The organism is Neptuniibacter marinus (assembly GCF_001597725.1).
Lineage (GTDB): Bacteria > Pseudomonadota > Gammaproteobacteria > Pseudomonadales > Balneatricaceae > Neptuniibacter > Neptuniibacter marinus.
Window position 1 is genome coordinate 68854 of record NZ_LUTR01000014.1, and the last position, 15915, is coordinate 84768.

A 15915-nucleotide genomic window follows, 5' to 3' on the forward strand; every position below is an offset into this window, starting at 1 on the left:
CCTTAATGGCTGGGAATTTTCAAGGTCGCAAAGGCGGCTACAAAAAAACACCAAAACTAGCCGGTCGTGGTGTATTAGAAAGCGTCGAAACTGACGGCCCTCATACAGAGTGGGTTGGTATGCCGCCTTATTATATTCATAATATTGTTGTTGATGGTGAGAAGTACTCTTATATGTCTTCAGATAAAGAGTTGGAGATTGATTTAGGTAAGAAAGTCACTTTTCGTTACAAGGAAACCAGTAAAGGTAACTTTATTGATAAGCGCTCATTAGGCGTTGTTATTGATCCCAGTGAGTTAGGATACTAAGCATTTTTTCTCATAGTAGAAAGCAGCATTCGCTGCTTTTTTGTTTTTATACGGCGTATGTCTTATATCAATAATTATCGCTTTTAGCGCAAACTTTCTGAATTGTACTATCCTGAATTAAAACGATGTTAGGGGTGGTTTATGCTTCAGGAATTCAAAAACATAAGACTGTTTGACGCCGCTGAGGTTGACTATATTCTGTCGCCTGACAATAAGGCGATCCCCACTAATTTGTACAGCCCAGCACTCGATGTATTTACTGACTTTGTTAAGATTAAGCCTGTCACTGTTGCTGAATCAATGCCGATCATTGAGGCGCTTGAGTATATGAAGAGTCAGCATGTACGGTTACTTTTTGTATTAGATAATAAAGATGCCTTTGCTGGAATTGTTACTGCTGGTGATGCAGGAGGGCGAAAAGTGATGGCCTTTATGCAGAAAAACCAAGTAAGTAGGGAGCAGGTACAAGTTAGACACATCATGCTAAGTAAATTTAACATTAAAACACTTACCTATACTCAACTTTGTGATGCTCGTGTAGGTGATGTGATGCTTACAATGAAAGATTCGGGTGATCAGCATGTGGTTGTTATTGATGAAAGTACCGCAGGTGTTTTACGAGTTAGAGGTATTATCTCTTCAAGTGATATTTCCCGAAGACTTAAAATTAGTTTTGACATAATGTATGAAGCAAAAAGCTTTGCTGAAATAGAGAACGCCCTTACTCAAAACGGTGGCTTTTAAAAGGATGAAAAAGTAATTTTATAACGCTGGACTTGTTAATCTAAACCTTACTATACTTCGCAAAATTTCACTGTTAGGTTCGTCTAGCGGACTTTTATCATCAACTCTATTTCTGTGGTGCCATTGCGCATGAACTTACCTGAGCATTTTAGCCAGTCAGCTGCAGAGCGTCTGAAGTTATTAACTGAAAAGCATCCTACACCTTTTTTGGCGTTGGACCTCTCTATTATTAAAAATCGTTATGTTGAATTGGAGCAGGGCTTTCCCGACGCGGATCTCTTTTATGCGGTCAAAGCGAATCCCGCTAATGAAGTAATACAGTTGTTGGCTGAGTTAGGTTCAAGTTTTGATATAGCTTCACCTCAGGAGCTTGATAAGGTTCTTAAACAGGGCGTTTCTCCTGATCGCATGAGCTATGGTAATACAATAAAGAAAGCCTCAGCGGTTAAATACTTCTTTGAGAAAGGGGTGCGTCTTTATGCGACCGATTCTGAAGCTGATTTACGGAATATTGCGCTTAATGCGCCGGGGTCAAAAATTTATATTCGTGTGTTGACGGATGGTTCTGAAGGAGCTGATTGGCCTCTTTCCCGTAAGTTCGGCTGTAATCCAGAAATGGCAATTGAGTTAGCGGTGTTAGCGCGAGACTTGGGACTTCAGCCTTATGGTGTTTCATTTCATGTCGGTTCACAGCAGAGAGATATTGATGTTTGGGATGGGGCTATAGCGAAGGTAAAAATCATTTATGAACGTTTGAGTGTTGAATATGGTATTAATCTAGAAATGATTAATATGGGAGGTGGCTTTCCAGCTAACTATATTCAAAAAACGAATGACTTTTCCACTTATGCAGAAGAGATACAGCGCTTTCTGACGGAAGATTTTCCTGACACCCTACCTCGAGTTATTCTCGAACCTGGACGCTCTTTAGTCGGGGATGCGGGTGTTATTGTTTCTGAAGTTGTTTTGATCTCTAGAAAATCGAGTACAGCTTTAGAACGTTGGGTTTATACAGATGTAGGTATGTTTAATGGCTTAATTGAAACCTTGGGCGAGGCGATCAAGTATCCACTAGCGACCTCTAAGGAGGGGCCTGCCGAAGAAGTTATTCTTGCCGGACCAACCTGCGATAGTGTCGATATTATGTATGAGCAGCATAAGTATGAGTTGCCGCTATCACTAGAAATAGGGGATTACGTCTATTGGTTTTCAACGGGTGCTTACACGACAAGCTATAGCTCTATAGAGTTTAATGGTTTTCCTCCGTTGGACTATCATATTCTTTAAGTTGGGTTCTATGGCTTATTAATTAATAACATTGCCATAAAATTGATCAAACGGGTTGTTCCTTGCGAGGCAAACAGCTATCTTTTTGATATGCCGATTTTAATTGTCTGGTTTGGTTGGAGAATATTGGATGTCCGATAAACAGATTCATGCACGTTATGATGCTCTTTTAACAGCAACAGCGGATGCTGTTATGGTGATAGAACCTACAGGTCTGATCATGGCGTGTTCTACGGGAGCTGCTGACTGGTTAGATAAAGACGCCATTACAGGGCGCAAACTAGAAGATATTTTTCCCGTAGATATCAATAGTGAGATCACTGCCGCGGCGGTAAAAGCGATTGATACCTCAACGGTGATCAAAGTTGATTTCCAACTTCGTCCTGAGCATGTGCCTGTACTGCGAGAACAAGGTTTACATGAAACTAAGTGGATTGAGTTACGTTGCTCTTCGGCTAATGACGAAGTTGTTGTGGTCTTGAGAGATATCTCTGATAAACGACGTTTGGAACGCCAAGTGACCAGTCAGGCTCAGCGTGATCCATTGACGGGTGCCTATAATCGCAGAGCATTAAAGCCAGTTTTAGAACAGGCTGTTGCGCAAGCGCAACGTTATGATTGGGTCTGTAGCTTGATGGTAATTGATGTAGACAATTTCAGTGATCTTAATGATAATTTCTCATGGGATTGTGGTGATCAAGTTCTTCAGCAATTAGTCACCTCTGTCCATAGTATGAAAAGAACATCTGATTTTTTAGCCCGTTACGGCGATGATCAATTTGTTATGTTTATGCCTGAAACGAATCATGATCAAGGTATGGCGGCAGGGCAGCGTGTTCGACGGATTATGGAAGAGATGGAAATCCCTTATGCTGCAGGTGATGTTAATTTTACGGTGAGTGTCGGTGTGGCGGCATTACATGGGCCTGAAGATGATCCTGATAACATGCTTCGGCGTGCGCTAGAGAATTTGTTTATAGCGAAGCAGAGTGGCCATAATCGAGTTGAAGGTGAAGCTTAGTTGTTGCTCCTCTTGTTAGAATAGAAGGGAGCTATAGGCTCCCTTTTTTTAAGCCTTTATTAACTCTCTGTTCAAAAGAATATATCTAAGAGTCTCTAATGAATTATTTACCAATGGAAAAATATACTAAGGCTTGGATCTTTAGACATAAAGATTTGCCTGTCTCTGCTGAAGACCTAGAGGAGATAAAGCCTCTATCAGAAAAAAGAGCTGAGCAGATTTGGTCTGAGCATATTAGTCGAGGCTGTTCTCATCCTGAACATTTTTCAGGCGATGATTGGGTCGGGCAAGATAAAAACTGGGTAGATAAGGATTATTGGCAGTCAGCTTGGGATTCAAGTAAGGAAGCGTTGCCCCCATTGCTTGAGGAGTTTCTAGGCAATTGGGACGATAATGTAACGGTTTATTTTTGTTATCAAAGTGACCATATTCTTGAGACTAAATGGGGCATTTTCCGTCATCATTGGAAGAATTTCTTGTTTTTCGATAATGGTCCAATCTTGTTGGGTCGTAAGCGCAGAGAGGTTGTACAGTTTTTTGAAAATGGAAGTTACCGCATCGGACGGCGCCCATAGTTTCTTTGGATTTGATTTAGTTAGCGTTAAGCTCTTTTGATCGGCTTTTTCGATGCTTCATCTAGAGAGCTTAACTTCTCAAGATTTACTCTCTTCTCTTCTCTTCTCTTCTCTTCTCTTCTCTTCTCTTCTCTTCTCTTCTCTTCCTGTTTCTACTTCCTCTATTTTGGCTAAAATGGATTATAATTATTGGTAAGAAAGTTAGACCAAATTAAGGTGCAGTTAAGCCTATTCATTAATAATTAATATTTTAAATATATTTTGCCTTTCTATTAATTCAGTTGTTGTCTTATTAAGAGCTTATAATTAAATTTTGTTTGAATTTTAGACTGGATTTAAAGACCACTTTTAAAAAGTGATAATGGTTTTACTTATATAACCTTGCAATATGTAAGTGAAAATTTAAGATCTAAGTAGTATGTTTTGCATATAAACCATAGTAATTTAGTATGGTATGAAAAATGGTTAATTTAGCTGAGTAGTACATAAATCAATGTTTTTACGGTGATTTTGTAGCATTATATTAGATAAGGCTAAAAATCAGACTCTATACTATAGGTTTTGGTACTTCTGCATATTTTTAATAAGCTTATTATTAGAGTGTGGCTAGGGTATTGATTATAAAGTCCGAAGTTAATATCAGTATTGTAAAACTATTTTTGTTTGAATCCTTTAGTTGTAAGTGTATTCGATTGTATAAAATGGATTTTATAACCCCCTAGTTTAAGGGCTAACATTTAGAGGGAGTGTTGAGTGCAAAATATGGAAAACTTTATTTCACAGCTAAAAAAAGAACCTGCGTTTCAGGAAACCTCTGTGCTTGCTTTTGAGTGTACTTGGGAGAAGCTGTTACATGAGATTGATGAACTGCTTACTCAGCTTGGTTTTGTGTATTTTACCTATTCGGTTTTAACAAGGGGGGTCATTAACCCTAGTTCAGAAAGCCAGAAGCAACGATGGGATGGCGGTAGTGATATTGTGGGATCTTTGCCTGATGCTGTGGTTAAAAGTTATTACAAAGATATTGCCCAACATGATCCATTGTGGAATGTTTTACCGTCTATAACTTCACCATTTTTAGTGAGTTCATTGGAGGGGGGACAAGGGACGTTGTCGGAAAATTTCTGGTTGAAACAGGGGATATCATCTAGAGCCTATATCCCGATGAAGGATCAGAGCAGTCGTTATTGGTTCCATTACTTTAGCCTGTTTCATAAGCTTCCACCTCAAGAGTTTGATGTTTTTTTTAATCGTATAAGTGAATGGCTGGTTCCTATGCTGTCTCGCTATCATGAGCTTCTTCAGGTGGTTTGTGAGCAAGAGCAGAACCCATATTTAAAATCAGAGGTATTATCACCAACCTGTCGTCAGGTAATATTAATGACAGCTCAAGGTATGCCTGTTAAGCGTATAGCTGATACGCTGGCTTTGACGGAAGAGGGTGTTACCTACCATATTACTCGCGCTAAGAAAATCTTTGGTGCAAAGAACAAAACTCATCTTGTTGCAATGATGTACGAAGTGGGATTGCTGTAGCTGAATAGGTATTCTAATGCTTAAGTTGAGAACAATTAACGCTGATTGCTTCGTAGATTTGTTGCACTCGGGGTTTTGTTTTCAGCCGCAATGATAGTGGAGGTGTTTTGCTTAGGAGCCCCCATAAACTCCCCACCACTGATGATTTCCCATTCAACACCGTGTTTATGCAAATAAGCATAACAACAGCAACATTTATACAGTTCACTACCTTTTAACTCGCTGATTTTTTTAAGTGCAGCGTGTGGTTTATTGTGTAGCACCAAGTTGTAACAAAGAGTGCATGCATTTTCCATTGGTCGTCCCTCGGTGGGTTCCTTTTTCCTACCAATTAAAACTAGCACACAACTTTTAATATGAGTCTAAGAAAAATTCCTATTTTTCTTACTGTTTATGAAAAATATTCAGTAAGGTGATAGGAGCACTGGTAGCGAAATCAGTCAGACGGTATTATTTAGTTTTTAATCATTTGGGTAGCTCTTTGCTTTTTAAGGCCCGCTATGACGTAGGGTTATGGTGCCAATTAATACAGCAAGTTCCCGTTATAAGAGATTTGTTTATGCAAATTGCTGAAAATTTGGTCGCACTGATTCACTACACCCTTAAAAATGAAACGGGAGAAGTTCTGGATTCTTCTGCGGGTCAAGAGCCATTATCCTTTGTTTGTGGAGCTAACAACATTGTTTCTGGTCTTGAGAATGCATTACTCGGGAAAGTTGTAGGCGATAAACTAGATGTTGTTGTGAAGCCTGAAGAAGGGTACGGTGATATCCGTGAAGAGCTTGTTCAAAAAGTAGATCGCGCAAATTTTGAAGGTATCGATAATATTGAAGTCGGTATGCAGTTTATGGCTGAAGCTCCTTGGGGACAGCAACCTGTAACGGTTATTGCTGTAGAAGAGAAAGAAGTTACGCTTGATGGAAATCATCCTCTTGCAGGTCAGACTTTGCAGTTTAGTGTAGAAGTTACCGACGTGCGTGAAGCAACTGAAGATGAGTTAGCTCATGGTCATGTACATGACGAAGGTTGTAATCACGATCACTAAGATTGAGTATGAGATGATAAAGCCCGGTTGTCCGGGCTTTTTTATTATATGGACTAGGGTGTGCCTGTTTTTATCGTTTATTAGCTATGCTTAGGAGGCGTGGTTAACTGGAATTACGCCGGTCAGTTTTTTTATTACACCTACATTATATTTTAACCTAATCATGGAGGTGAGGGTGGATATTAATTACTTACAAAAGCTAAAAGAGCAACAAAGAATTAAAACTGTAAATTTTATTGAGGCAGGCCATTCACCCATTGTTATTGAGGTTGAGTATCTGCATCAGGGCGAGGTTGTTAAAGCCTTACTTAAGGATGAAGAGGGCATTGTCACTGCCTACAATCACCTTAAAGAGGGATATGATGTTTGTTTAAAAGCGGGCATCCATTCAGCCAATTTGATACAGATAGAGACAGACGAAGAGGTTTGTCGATCAGAGTATGCGAATTACCATAGGCAATTGATCCCTTTAACGTTTTAGAATGCGTTCGGGTGCTGTACTGTTATATATCTTAGGACATGATTTTCTTCTGATTGTAGTCTCAGGGCAGCGGTGATCTACCAATTAGGAATGATGCCTGTTTGTGTGTTTTCGACTATTAAAAAGTCGCTTTCTTTTAGAATGAGAATGTTACTAATTTTCTTTTTTGTTGGAGTCAGGGGTTAATGAGAGACAAACTGAAGCAACTGATCGATAGTGTGGGGGAAATTCTTTACGGTAAAGAGGAACAGATCAAACAAGCGGTGACTTGTTTGATCAGCGGGGGGCATCTGTTAATTGAAGACGAACCAGGGATGGGGAAAACATCTTTGGCCCACGCATTAGCACAAGTGATGAGTTTGGACTTCCAACGACTTCAGTTTACAAGCGATATGTTACCGGCTGATATTATAGGTGTATCTATATTCAATGGTAACAGTGGGGAGTTTGTTTACCATAAAGGACCTGTTTTTACGCAACTGTTATTAGCTGATGAGATCAATCGGACAACGCCTAAAACGCAAAGTGCGCTTCTAGAAGCGATGGAAGAGGGGCAAGTCAGTGTTGAAGGCGAAACCTATAGTTTGCCCACTCCCTTTTTTGTTATAGCAACTCAAAACCCGATTTCTCAATACGGCACATTTCCACTTCCTGAATCCCAACTCGATCGTTTTCTTATGCGAATTCAATTGGGGTATCCGAGCGAGCAGGCTGAACGTGAGCTATTAGTCGGTGGTGATGCAAGGAAAAAAATACCTAGCTTAACGCCCTGTTTAACCCCAGCTGAGCTGCTCGAGCTGCGGGATTTGTGCTCAGAGGTTAACGTATCCGGTAGTGTCTTAGATTATATTCTGCGTCTTATACGTTTTACCCGTGATGCCACTCATTTTGAGTTCGGCGTCTCGCCTAGAGGAAGTTTAGCCTTATTGAATACTGCGAAAACTTGGGCGTTTTTACATGGAAGGGACTACGTCGTGCCTGAGGATGTTCAAGCTATGCTACAACCTGTATTTGCCCATAGGCTGCGAGGGGTAAAAGAGAGTGGCGAATATGCTGGTGAGGGGTATATTAAAAAAATATTAACTCAAGTAGATGTATTGGCTTAGCTATGTTGAGTCTGTTGTTTAAGCCTATTGTCGAGTTATCTGAACGTTGGGCGGCTAACAGAAGGCCTAAAGGCCGTTTAATCGAGTTAAATCAAAGAAGTATTTTTATCTTTCCTACCTTGGCGGGCTGGGCTTATTTAGCGGTTTGCTTCGTCTTATATTTAGTTGCAACAAACTATCAGAATAATCTTATCCATGCGGTGTCTTTTCTATTAATTGCGTTAGGTGTTTTGGCAATCCATTACACTTTTTTTAATTTATCGGGTTTATGTATTTCTGCTGTTAAAGCAGGGCATTGTCATGTAGGTGAATTAGCTGAATTTAAGCTCAAAATCTATGCGAATAATCTAAGAAATTATGAAAATGTGTTTCTGTGTTGGCGTGGGGAGCGGGACGGTCAGCGAATATATCTAGATAAAACACGAGAAAAAAACCTATCTCTTTATGTAATGGCAAAAAAGCGAGGCTACCTTACCCCACAGGTACTTACGCTTGAAACTGTTTTTCCGTTTGGCTTGTTACGGGCATGGAGTTGGGTCGAGCTGGATCTTACAGCAATAGTTTATCCTAAACCTGAAGAAGGCAGGTTACCGACGTCTTTTGACGATAGTATTGATGGTCGGCAAGGGAAAGAGAATGCAGGGGATGATTTCTCAGGGTTAGATGAATATCGACCTGGTTCATCCTTACGACACATCGCTTGGAAACAATACGCCCAAGGGCGGGGCTTGTTAACTAAAAATTATGTTGGCCAAGAGAGTAAAGAGATCTGGTTGTTATGGCGGGAATGGCCTGAACTATCAACAGAAGATCGCTTATCTGTTATGACATATTGGGCGCTTGAGTGTGAACATCATTATCGTGAATATGGACTGCACCTTCCTAACTTATCAATTCAACCCGCTACGGGGCCTGAGCATTTAAATAATATATTAGGTGAACTGGCATTATTTAAAGCTGAGGGATCTCTGCAGTGAATGATCAGCAGCTAACGCGCACCGCTTTATTGTGGCAATTACTGAGTGTGGTTATTGTTACATTACCCCATATACCGCATCTGCCTTACTGGATTACTCTTGTTGTGATTTTATGCATTGTTTGGCGCCTGATGGTTTATTTAGGACGCTGGTCACTGCCACCTAAATGGTTGAAAACCTGCTTAGTCTTAGCCGCAGGTGTCGGTGTATTGGCGAGTTATAAAGAAGGGGGAGGGATTAGTGTAACGGTTGCATTGCTTGTTGTTGGTTTTGGTCTGAAGGTCATCGAACTCTATCATCGGAGAGATTCCTTAATAGTGCTCTATGTCGCTTACTTAGTTGCTTCAACCATCTTTCTTTTTAGTCAAAGTGTGGGAACAGCAATCTATGTGATCCTTGCCATCATTATCGTTACAAGTGCTTTGATGAGTACTAATTTATCGCGAGAGACCGGTTTTATATATCCGTTGAAACGCTCTGTTTTAATGCTTATCCCCGCTTTCCCTCTTATGGTTGTGTTATTTATGGGTATGCCTAGGTTAGGCCCTTTGTGGGAAGTCGGTTTAGATAAATCTGCGGCTAAAACTGGGTTAGCTGACACGATGATACCGGGTGATATAACCCGTTTAACACGTTCAGCAGAGGTTGCTTTCCGGGTGCGTTTTGATGGGGAGGCTCCAGATCAAACTAAGTTATACTGGCGCTCAATTGTACTGTCTGATTTTGATGGACGGGGCTGGTTAAAGGATGAAGAGAAGGTGCCTAAACTGCCACGAAATCGCGACATTAAGGATAATAGAGCCTTTCATTACGAAGTGATTTTAGAGTCGAATCAGAGAAACTATATTCCTGTATTGGACTACCTTTCCGCATGGCCAAGTGAGCTGAATGCTTATGCTGACATGACACTTGCTTCCAAAACTAAGATCGTAAATCGAGAGCAATATAAAATATCTTCGCGCTTAGATCGTGGTTTTGGTTTAGATAAAACCGCAGATGATTTTGCAAAGGAACTGCATATCCCTCTTGGGAACAATGAGGCGAAGCGCTTAGCTTCCAGCTGGTGGCAGGAGTCTGCGACGCCCCAAGCGTTTATAGATAAAATGAAGCAGTATTATCACCAAAATTTTAACTACTCGTTAACCCCCCCTCCGTTAGGTGATGACAGCATTTCAGAGTTTTTATTTGAGACTAAGACCGGGTTTTGCGGTCACTTCGCGAGTGCAAGTGCATTTTTATTAAGATCGGTTGGTATTCCTGCACGTGTGGTCACAGGCTATCAGGGAGGTGAGTGGAATCCTTATGAAAACTACTTCTTAGTACGTCAATATGATGCTCATGCTTGGATTGAGGCCTGGTTCCCTGAGCAAGGCTGGGTACGTATGGATCCTACGGCTTGGGTTGCTCCTGATCGAGTTGAGAAGCCAGCAGATGATGTTTTGTCGAAAGACAATGCATTTTTACAAGATAATTTGTTAAGTGCATGGAGTATTTCAAATAATCAAATACTGATGCAGATACGGCATAGAATTGAGGCATTGAATTATGGCTGGCATCGCTGGGTACTCAATTATCACCACCAACAAAAGGGCTTGCTAGAACATTTATTAGGGGCATTGTCACCTCTGAAGCTTGCTCTGTTCCTGTTGGTTCCCTTTTCGCTTGTTATCTCACTGACCTTGTTGCTCTTGAATTACAAAAAGAAACGATCTGCAAATCCAGCAGATAATATGATTAATGCCCTATCAGCATACTTCGCAAGAGAAGATATGGCTCGGCGGACGGGGGAGACCGTTACCCATTATTGCGATCGCCTCGCACAATATAAGCCAGAGTATGCTGAATCTTTTATTCGAGTTTCAACCTTATATGAAGATATAGAATATGGACAAGTGTGTGATGCTCATAGATTAACGCAACTGAAGCAGGAGATAGGATATTGCCTTAACGTTAACAAGAACCTATTAGTCCGTTTACAGTGGTTTCTAACTTAGCAAACAGACTTTTTACATCGACTTTAATGACTATTTTTTGCAGTGATCTCTGTTATGAATGACCTTATAAGCCCTGTTAGTTACCGGATAATACGCAGCAGAAAAAGAAAAACGGCGGCTATCCGAATTAGCGAGAAGGGCGTAGAGGTTAGAGTGCCGCATTGGGTGTCCGATCTATGGGTACGTAATTGGGTACAAAGCAAAGAGGTATGGATTCGCCAAAAAAGTGAAAAACTTAGCAGTGAATTAGCTGAAGGTTGTTTAAAGGTCGCTGACGGAGCAATGTTCCCCTACAAGGGGGAGTACTATGCAATTACTTGGGAAATTGGGCCCAAAAATAGAGCCAGTTTAGATGATCAAAAACTGAATATATTCATAACCAATCGCTCTAAAAAAGCAGTAGAGGAGCGAGTGAAATCCTGCTTGCAAGCCTGGTATAAAACGGAAGCTGAAAACTATTTTTCTGAGCGTATAGTGTATTGGCAAAATGTTATGGGGTTACAGTCTAACTCATTGATTATAAAAAACTATAAAAGACGATGGGGGAGCTGTACAAGTAAGGGGGATATCTCTTTGAATTGGCGATTAATCTTTGCTGAAAAATCGTTGATCGATTATGTCCTGATCCATGAACTCGCGCATTTAGTGCATTTAAATCACCGTCCTGAATTTTGGCAATTAGTTGAAAAATACTGCGAAAACTGGAAGGAATGCAGAGATAAACTACAAAAGTGTACAAGTTGGATACTTTGGTAGTGGGTGACTTTAATTTGATGGATGTTATGCTGAAACTTTAGTTTAATCTTGCAGTTGGCAAATGGATACGTTTATATTGATTCAGTTATAACTGAATGATAGAAAAGTTGTAACTCAATTATAAAAAAGTATAAAAATTATAAAAGCCTATAACAATAAAGAGTGCGTAAATGAGTTTGTATAAGAGTGTAGAGAAAACTTGTTTTAATTCGTTGACGAAGAAAATAACAGGCAATGTGGTATTTCTACTTTTACCTCATATAGCCTTGTTATTTATCGGGTACAACCACTTCAGTCAAATCGATGCCAGCTTAGCTGCTGGTGACGTTTCTGGAGAGGCAATTAGGCAGGAGTTAGATTCATTTTGGTTTTATGGGCTAGCGACGGTTTGTTTTGCCTTAGTGTCGGGTCTGTTAACTATCTTCTTCATGCGTCATCTATTTTTACGACCTATAAAAAAGATGACCGATGTCTTGCAAGCAATTAAAGAAAAAGATGGGGATATATCAGCGACATTACCTGAATATACCTATGATGAAATTTCAGACATGGCTGAGAGTTACAACACATTCTCAACAAGTTTGAAATCGATGATTGCTGAAAGCCGACGTCGAAGCGTTAGTGTTGCTTTAAGTTCAACTCGGTTACAGAAAGTACTTATAGAAGCTCAAGGTTCGGCAGCTAAGCAGGAAGAGCAGGCTCAAAAAGTCTTCCAATCTAGTCAAGAAGCGACTCAAGCAATTGATAATATTGCGGGCAGTACACTGCAAATATCTGAACGCAATTCTCAAAACTTGGATGAGATTAGAGTATCCAGTGTCGAGCTAGGGCGCGTACAACAGCAAGTGGAAGCGATTAGAACTCAAGTAACTGATTTTCAGGATACTGTGCATCAGTTAGAAATGAATTCAAAAAACATCACTGAAATATTAGGTATGGTTAAAGATTTTTCTGACCAAACCAATTTGCTTGCACTTAATGCTTCCATTGAAGCGGCGCGAGCAGGTGATGCAGGGCGTGGTTTCTCTGTGGTTGCTGATGAGGTAAGAAATTTATCTCAAAAAGTTAGTGTAGCTACGAGTGAAATTGATCAGAACATTACTCAGATGTCCTCTCTAGTAGATAAAACGGGTTCTAGCTCAGTAACTATCCTTGAGTATGTTGGTTCTACTGAAGAATTTATTAAAAGTACTAATAACCAATTTCATGGATTAGTGAGTGACTTTGAGGATCTGAATGGTCAATTAAGTAGTATCAGCGCAGCGATTGATGAGCTGGCTTATACAAATAAAGAATCTCACGGGCTTGTATCTGAAATTACTTCCTTATCAACTGAGATGCATGGCGAAATAGAGGAGTCGCGTCGTTATTCTGAAGAGCTAGAACACTCTACGGAAGAGACTCAAGAGCTTCTATCTCGCTTTATTATTGGTTATGGTGGTTTTGAAGGTATGATTCAAACGGGGCGCCAGTGGGGGCTGGAGATCCAAACGGCACTGGAAGAGCTGGCTTCACGGGGTGCTAATCTGTTCGATACTAACTATAAACGTACCAACGATGGTCAACTGCCTGAAAAATACGATACGAGTTATGCTGATCAGTATGATGTCGTTATGCGTCCATTATTTGATGGATTTATTTCCCAGCGGCCAGAATTTATCTATGCGATAGCCGTAGATAAAAATGGATATGCCGCAGCTCATCACTCTAAAGTTTCAGAGCGTATGACGGGTAATTTTGAGGTTGATAACCTTAAGAGCCGTAACCGTCGCATATTCGCAAGTAATCGTGCAGAAGTGCGACGTGCATCTTCTACTGCGCCATTCCTATTACAAACATACATTCGTGATACGGGTGAAATTCTTAATGACTTATCGATTCCCTTATATGTGAATGGACAACATTGGGGCGCGTTGATTATGGGCTTTATTCCTGATCATCTCTTGGATGATAAAGGTTAAAGCTGCCAGCTTCTCTGTAGTTGGTAATCAAAAAAACGCGGCTTAGGCCGCGTTTTTATTGAGCTTAAAGAGTTAAAAATCAGTTACTAGCTGTTCAATCAGATGTTTAACTGTATTGTATGAAAGTGGTTTACTGCATAAGGCGGATACACCAGCACTCTGAATGGCTGCTAATCGACTTTCATTCTGCTCACTCGTCATCATAAGGATTGGCACTGTAGGCTGCTCGCTGGCCGTTCTAATATGCTCTGTTAACTCTTTGCCATCAATATTAGGCATGTTGTAATCGGTAATGATAAGGTCAAAGAGTTGGCCTTGATTGAGCAGTTCGAGTGCTTCTAATCCATCTTTAGCTGTTTGTATGGAGTGGATTGAGAGGGAGGTGAGTATTTGCTGAATATATTTACGTGATAAAGAGCTATCATCAACAATTAATACGTTAAGGGCTTCGTAGCTATCGTTGTCACTTTCTGACTCAAAATCAGTTATATAATCCAAGGTGCTTTTAAGTGCGAGCCCCATCTCTTCTTTGCTAAAGGGTTTTGGTAATATAGCGATCGCTCCAGCCTGACGAATGGGTTCGAGATAACGATAATGAGTTTCTGATGAAACCAGTAGAAAGGTTATATCCTGAAGGGCTTTTAAACCACGCATCTGGGTGACTAATTCGGTACCGGTAATATCAGGAAGGTGCATAGAGGAAAGGACAAGATCTGGCGGCGAGGAGAGCATATGGTTAAGTGCCGGTCGTGCTTCTTCAAACTCTTCTACCTGTTCAATGCCAAAACTATTTAAGTGTCCTGTAATTATTTGGCGTTGAACTTTTGAAGGTTCAATAACAGTGACATAAAGGCTGCTTAATTCCATATCTTAGGTCCATAATTGAGTATGCGATGTTATCTAACCATTCGTAATGACAGACATCTAATTCAGATAATGACAGAGAAGAGTTGACTGTAAAAGCACTAGTAATCGCTTATTGTGAGGAAATTTAGTTAATCTTAGTATTTTATTGCCTGTGAATGACGTTCGCTCAACCAATGTCTATTCTCTGTTCAGTTGTTTCCTGTTAAGTCAATATTCATGAGCTTGGTGTTTTAATGGCTATGAATCATTCCTACTCTTCGTGAATGTTTTGTCTTTATCTCTTCCAGCCAGGGTATTTTTTACCCTGGTTTTTTTATTTAAATACCTCAGGAATCCCCTTTTCATCTACTGCCAACCTGCTTTATCTCTCCGTATCATGCAGGTTTGATCTAAATCAGTAAATCTATATCTATCAATGTAACCCTCTTTATGTAAGGCGTAGCATAAGGGTGGAGGGACTAAGTAAGTCCTGTGTAGTGCATTGTTACAGAAGGTCAGAGCTATGTGTGCTAATAGTAATTCCAATCTAACACGCCGCTCAATATTACGGGCGGCTGTTGAAATAATCAGCCACAGTGGATTGGATGCCTTAACTGCTGGTCGGTTAATCGAACAGGCTTCCATAAGTAAGGGCGGTTTGTATCATCATTTCAGAACCATGGAAGCGGTAGAAACTGAAGTTTTAGAGTTGTTAACTCAGAGTTTGTTGATGGATATTAAAGCGTATCCATCTCCAGAGTCTAAAGATGACTTTTTTGAATTGATGGAAAGTCAGTTATTGAGATGTTTTGCTGTAGATAATTTATATGTCAGAGCGTTGTTTGGTTTTATCTCAGCGTCAGCTCACAATAAAACAAGACAGTGTACGATTCGTCGATTTATAGATGAGGTTTCATTAATCCGTTTAGAGCAATTGAAAAAGGTTTCGCCAAATGTTTCTCATATAGAGTTGCACGGTATTGTGCAGATGATCTCTTCTTTACAGATCGGCTTAGTTACTCGGCATTTTTTAGCTGAAGATCTTGTGAGTTTAAAAAACTATTGGGCTGATTATCGTAAGATCTTGGTTGAGCTATTGGAAAAGTGTGGAGCTCATTCTTTTGCTCAGACCCGTGAGAAAGTGCGTGAAATGAGCTAGGTAGGGGGTTCAATTCGTTGGTATTGTCCGAGGTTATTTAAGTGTAGTAGCTCAGACTTGATCTGACAGTTACCCGTTTTTTATCTGGTGTCTGTCAGTTTAGATCTGGGCTAAATTCT

General features: G+C 40.3%; 16 protein-coding genes. 14 read left to right on the top strand and 2 right to left on the bottom strand.

All coding sequences use genetic code 11. The features are described 5' to 3' along the window. Positions 1-5 precede the first annotated feature (5 nt). The 6 genes from A3774_RS10725 (at position 6) to A3774_RS10750 (ending at position 5471) form a co-directional block, all read left to right on the top strand. A complete protein-coding gene (locus A3774_RS10725; protein ID WP_067867055.1) occupies positions 6-308 on the top strand; it encodes a hypothetical protein in 303 nt (100 codons plus the stop codon). 141 nt (positions 309-449) lie between these two features. Next, a complete protein-coding gene (locus A3774_RS10730; RefSeq protein WP_067867057.1) occupies positions 450-1052 on the top strand; it encodes a CBS domain-containing protein in 603 nt (200 codons plus the stop codon). A gap of 129 nt (positions 1053-1181) precedes the next feature. Next, positions 1182-2339 carry a type III PLP-dependent enzyme gene (locus tag A3774_RS10735; protein WP_156473702.1) on the top strand — a complete coding sequence of 386 codons (1158 nt, stop codon included), beginning with the start codon at positions 1182-1184 and terminating at the stop codon, positions 2337-2339. Between the two features lie 130 nt (positions 2340-2469). Further along, complete coding sequence (locus tag A3774_RS10740) at positions 2470-3360, top strand: sensor domain-containing diguanylate cyclase (RefSeq protein WP_067867058.1); 891 nt, start codon at positions 2470-2472, stop codon at positions 3358-3360. A 98-nt stretch (positions 3361-3458) separates the two neighbouring features. After that, the gene (locus tag A3774_RS10745; protein WP_067867060.1) at positions 3459-3935 is read left to right on the top strand and encodes a DUF2947 domain-containing protein; all 477 of its coding nucleotides are present in this window, start codon (positions 3459-3461) and stop codon (positions 3933-3935) included. Between the two features lie 762 nt (positions 3936-4697). Beyond that, complete coding sequence (locus tag A3774_RS10750; protein ID WP_231867970.1) at positions 4698-5471, top strand: helix-turn-helix transcriptional regulator; 774 nt, start codon at positions 4698-4700, stop codon at positions 5469-5471. Between the two features lie 35 nt (positions 5472-5506). On the opposite strand, the gene A3774_RS10755 is transcribed toward A3774_RS10750, so the two are convergent. Beyond that, positions 5507-5767, bottom strand: coding sequence for a hypothetical protein (locus A3774_RS10755; protein WP_067867064.1), 261 nt, complete (start codon positions 5765-5767; stop codon positions 5507-5509). Between the two features lie 263 nt (positions 5768-6030). Between A3774_RS10755 and A3774_RS10760 the strand changes: the two genes are divergently transcribed. From A3774_RS10760 to A3774_RS10790, 7 genes are all read left to right on the top strand, one after another. Then, a complete protein-coding gene (locus A3774_RS10760) occupies positions 6031-6516 on the top strand; it encodes an FKBP-type peptidyl-prolyl cis-trans isomerase (RefSeq protein WP_067867066.1) in 486 nt (161 codons plus the stop codon). 175 nt (positions 6517-6691) lie between these two features. Further along, positions 6692-6997, top strand: a complete 306-nt coding sequence (locus A3774_RS10765) for a hypothetical protein (protein WP_067867068.1) — start codon at positions 6692-6694, stop codon at positions 6995-6997. A gap of 185 nt (positions 6998-7182) precedes the next feature. After that, positions 7183-8103, top strand: coding sequence for an AAA family ATPase (locus A3774_RS10770; RefSeq protein ID WP_067867070.1), 921 nt, complete (start codon positions 7183-7185; stop codon positions 8101-8103). A 2-nt stretch (positions 8104-8105) separates the two neighbouring features. After that, positions 8106-9080, top strand: a complete 975-nt coding sequence (locus A3774_RS10775) for a DUF58 domain-containing protein (protein ID WP_067867072.1) — start codon at positions 8106-8108, stop codon at positions 9078-9080. Next, positions 9077-11074 carry a transglutaminase family protein gene (locus tag A3774_RS10780; protein ID WP_067867074.1) on the top strand — a complete coding sequence of 666 codons (1998 nt, stop codon included), beginning with the start codon at positions 9077-9079 and terminating at the stop codon, positions 11072-11074. The genes A3774_RS10775 and A3774_RS10780 overlap by 4 nt, the downstream gene beginning before the upstream one ends. A gap of 54 nt (positions 11075-11128) precedes the next feature. Further along, positions 11129-11830 (top strand): M48 family metallopeptidase, encoded by a 702-nt coding sequence (locus tag A3774_RS10785; RefSeq protein WP_067867076.1) that lies wholly within the window; start codon positions 11129-11131, stop codon positions 11828-11830. A gap of 170 nt (positions 11831-12000) precedes the next feature. Beyond that, on the top strand, positions 12001-13791 hold the full coding sequence (locus A3774_RS10790; RefSeq protein ID WP_067867078.1) for a methyl-accepting chemotaxis protein: 1791 nt from the start codon (positions 12001-12003) through the stop codon (positions 13789-13791). A gap of 72 nt (positions 13792-13863) precedes the next feature. Here A3774_RS10790 and A3774_RS10795 read toward each other — a convergent pair whose 3' ends face one another. Continuing rightward, positions 13864-14658: a response regulator gene (locus tag A3774_RS10795; protein ID WP_067867080.1), complete on the bottom strand. Its 795-nt coding sequence runs from the start codon at positions 14656-14658 to the stop codon at positions 13864-13866. Positions 14659-15160: 502 nt separating this feature from the next. On the opposite strand from A3774_RS10795, the gene A3774_RS10800 reads away from it, so the two are divergent. Further along, on the top strand, positions 15161-15796 hold the full coding sequence (locus A3774_RS10800; protein ID WP_067867082.1) for a TetR/AcrR family transcriptional regulator: 636 nt from the start codon (positions 15161-15163) through the stop codon (positions 15794-15796). Positions 15797-15915: the final 119 nt, after the last annotated feature.